Source organism: Humidesulfovibrio sp. (assembly GCF_035560995.1).
Taxonomy (GTDB): Bacteria; Desulfobacterota; Desulfovibrionia; order Desulfovibrionales; family Desulfovibrionaceae; genus Humidesulfovibrio.
In genome coordinates this window covers 1-3,809 of record NZ_DATMYK010000321.1, presented here as the reverse complement: position 1 = coordinate 3,809, position 3,809 = coordinate 1, and the positions used below count along the sequence as shown (strand labels likewise).

3 protein-coding genes and 1 pseudogene are annotated in these 3,809 nt (G+C 64.5%); all 4 read left to right on the top strand.

From position 1 onward, the window contains the following. The coding region (argH, locus tag VN419_RS12945) for an argininosuccinate lyase (RefSeq protein WP_325647635.1) at positions 1-1,384 on the top strand (1,384 nt) is incomplete at its 5' end. Between the two features lie 163 nt (positions 1,385-1,547). Beyond that, positions 1,548-2,594, top strand: coding sequence for a 4Fe-4S dicluster domain-containing protein (locus VN419_RS12940; protein WP_325647634.1), 1,047 nt, complete (start codon positions 1,548-1,550; stop codon positions 2,592-2,594). Then, the gene (locus VN419_RS12935) at positions 2,584-3,417 is read left to right on the top strand and encodes an FAD/NAD(P)-binding protein (RefSeq protein ID WP_325647633.1); all 834 of its coding nucleotides are present in this window, start codon (positions 2,584-2,586) and stop codon (positions 3,415-3,417) included. Before VN419_RS12940 ends, VN419_RS12935 begins: the two co-directional genes overlap by 11 nt. Positions 3,418-3,437: 20 nt before the next feature. Beyond that, positions 3,438-3,809, top strand: a pseudogene (locus VN419_RS12930) (hypothetical protein); the annotation flags it as partial.

Below are 3,809 nucleotides of genomic sequence, written 5' to 3'. Positions count from 1 at the left end.
GACCAAAAAAATGTGGGGCGGACGCTTCGCCGAAGCCGCTGCGGCGTCGGTGGAGGAGTACACCCAGTCTGAGAGCTTCGACCGCCAACTGTACCGGGAAGACATCGCGGGCTCCAAGGCCCATGCCAGGATGCTCGGCGCAACCGGCATCATCAGCCCGGACGAGGCCGAGGAGCTTGTGCGCGGCCTGGACCAGGTGCTGGGCGAGATCGAGTCTGGCGTCTTTGTGTGGAAGCGTGAGCTGGAAGACGTCCACATGAACATTGAGCGGCGGCTGACCGAGCTTGTGGGCCCGGTGGGCGGCAAGCTGCACACGGCCAGAAGCCGGAACGATCAGGTCGGGCTTGATTTCAGGCTGCACGTGAGCGCCCGGCTGGATGTGTGGAGCGCGGAGCTGGCGCGGTTGGTCGATGTGCTGGCGAGCAGGGCGGAGGAGCACGCGCAGACCCTTTTGCCCGGCTGCACGCATTTGCAGCCCGCCCAGCCCGTGAGCCTGGCCCAGCATCTGCTGGCCTATGCGCAGATGTTCAAGAGGGACCACGAACGGCTGACGGACTGCCTGAAGCGTGTGCGCGTGTCGCCGCTTGGCGCGGCGGCCCTGGCGGGCACCACGCACCCCATCGAGCCCGCCCTTGTGGCTGAGGCCGTGGGCTTCCCCGCCACCTTCGCCAACAGCATGGACGCGGTTTCCGACCGCGACTACGCGCTTGAGGCCCTGTTCTGCGGCAGCGTGACCATGATGCACTTAAGCCGCCTGTGCGAGGAGATCATCCTCTGGGCCAACCCCAATTTCGGCTACGTGAAGCTGCCTGACGCCTACTCGACAGGCTCAAGCATCATGCCGCAGAAGAAGAACCCGGACGTGTGCGAGCTCATGCGCGGCAAGACCGGCCGCGTGTATGGCGCGCTGACCACGCTTTTGACCATCATGAAAGGCCTGCCGCTGACCTACAATCGCGACATGCAGGAAGACAAGGAACCCTTCTTCGACGCGGATCGGACCGTCAGCGCCTCGGTGTCCATCATGGCCGACATGCTGGCCGTGCTGGAGTTCTTGCCCGCCAACATGCGCAGGGCGCTGGACAAGGGCTTCCTGAACGCCACGGAACTGGCCGATTATCTTGCGGCCAGGGGCCTGCCCTTCCGCGAGGCGCACCACGCCACCGGCGCGGCCGTTGCCCTGGCGGAGAAGAAGGGCGTGCGCCTGGAAGACCTGACGCTTACGGAGCTGCAAGGCTTCTCCGACCTTGTGGAACAGGACGTGTTCGAGGTGCTCAAGCACGAGGCCGCGGTGAACCGCAGGGCCCTTTCCGGCGGCACCGGCCCGGGCCCTGTGGCTGCGCAATTGAAGAATCTTCGGGCCTGGCTGGCTAGCCTGCGCTGACGATTATTCGTAATCTTGATCGGGAAGGGAGGAGCGCTTTTGGGCGTTTCTCCCTTTTTTCTTGGAAAACCATGTGCATTTTAGCACATGGGTTGCGCTTCCCCAGGATATTGCCCTATGGGAATGTACGCAGAGTCACAGCCATCCGACCCGGAGGGAACCAATGACGACGTACACCGTGTACAAGGAGCAGTTGCCTGCGCTCTTCGAGAAGTGGAGCGAAAGTCATGCGCTCCACGTTCCGGCGAAGCTGCGCGAAGGCTTCTACGATCTGGTGCCCTGGAAAAAGGGCCTGGAGATCGCCTGGGACTTCGACGTGGCCTACAATTCGCCCAAGCGCTTCCTGCTTCCCCCGCGCGAAACGCTCATCACCTTCAACCGCAAGACCTGCGAGGCCGCGCCCGTGTTCGAGGCCCCTCCGCAGATCCTCTTCGGCGTTCATCCGTATGACGTCAAAGCCATCAATCAGCTGGACCAGTTGCTGGAATCCGGCGCGCCGGACCAGAATTATGTTCGCCGCCGCGCGGCCACGGTGATCATGGCCTTTGAGCCGCTGACTGTCTCCTCCTCGGCCTTCTGGGCCACGGTGGGCGCGGCCACGGCCGCTCACGGCTACGACCTTTACTGGACCAAGATCGGTCCGGCTGCCTTCACGGTGGAGGTCGGCTCGGTGCGCGGCGAGGAACTGCTCGGCATGGCCGGTCCACTGTTGCCCGCTACGGCGGGAGACAAGGAAGGCGCGCGCCGCGCCAAGGCGCGCATCCTGTTCAAGGCCCGCAGAAGCGGCCTGCGCTACAACTGGGAGGAGACCCCGCGCCTGCTCGCCAAGTGCTGGGATTCGCCCCTGTGGCGGCGCTATTCGCAGATGTGCCTGGCCTGCGGCTCGTGCAACCTGGTGTGCCCCACCTGCTACTGCTTCGACATCCGCGAGGAGGCCGACGACCAGCTGGAAGAGGGCATCCGCTACCGCGAGTGGGACGGCTGCATGCTGGAGAGCTTCGCCAAGGTGGCGGGCAACCACAACTTCCGCCCCAAGGCCCAGGACCGCTACCGCCACCGCTATTTCCGCAAGGGCAAATACATCTACGACAAGATCGGGGAACTGGGCTGCGTGGGCTGCGGGCGCTGCGTGCGCGCCTGCACGGCGGGCATCGCCAATCCCCTCAAGGTCTTCAATGAACTTTGGGAGGAGACCGTGCATGAACACTAAGCTCTTCTCGCCCTACGTGCCGCGTCCGGTCACCCTGGTCGAGAAGACCAAGCTGTCGGATTTCGTCACCCGCTTCACCTTCGAGCAGGACAACGGCAAGCCGCTGGCGCACAAGCCCGGCCAGTTCGTGAACCTCTCGGTGTACGGCATCGGCGAGGCCCCGTTTTCCATCAGCTCGCCCCCCAGGCGCACCCACAACACCTTCGAGATCGCGGTCAGGCGCATCGGCGCCGTGACCAGCGCCCTGCACGCCCTGGAGCCCGGAGCCAAGGTGGGCCTGCGCGGGCCCTACGGCAGCTCGTTCCCGGTGATGAAATTCGTGGGCAAGGACGTGCTCATCGTGGCGGGCGGCCTGGGGTACATCCCCTTGCGCTCGCTCTTGTTCTACCAGTTGCGCCACCGCGACGAATTCGGCCGCATGGTGCTCATGGTGGGCACGCGCGAGCCCAAGGAGCGCATCTTCGTCGACGAGATCGCCGACCTGGCCAAGAGCGGCGACGTGGAGGTGCTGGAGACCGTGGACATGCCGGACAGCACCTGGAAGGGCGACGTGGGCGTCATCACCACGCTTCTGCCCAAGGCCGAGCTGGACCCCGGCAACACCTACGTGGCCATGGTGGGCCCCCCGATCATGTACCGCTTCGTCATCGCGGAGTGCCGCAAGAAGGGCATCGCCTCGGACCAGATCTTCGTCTCGCTGGAGCGCAAGATGAAGTGCGGCCTGGGCAAGTGCGGACACTGCCAGATCAACGAGCTTAACACCTGCATCGACGGCCCCGTGTTCTGCTACACGGACATCGAGGCCTACCAGGAAGCCATCTAGGCGCGGCCGGAGGGGACACCATGGCAAAACCAAGAATCGCCTTCTTCGACTTCGCCGGCTGCGAGGGCGACCAGCTCCAGATCGCCAACCTTGAGGAGCGTTTGCTCGACATTCTGGGCCACGTGGAGGTGGTGAGCTTCCGCGAGGTGGCCACCGGGCACTCCGACGACTACGACGTGGCCTTCATCGAAGGCTCCATCACCCGACCGGAGGACGAGATCCGCCTGAAGGAAATCCGCAAGAACGCCAAGGTCCTTGTGGCCCTGGGCGCCTGCGCGGCCATCGGCGGCATCAACTGCCTCAAGAACTTCCTGGCCGAGAACGTCTACCGCGAGGAAGTGTACGGCTCCTCTGCCCGCTGGTTTTCCACCTACGCCGCGCGTCCCTTGAAG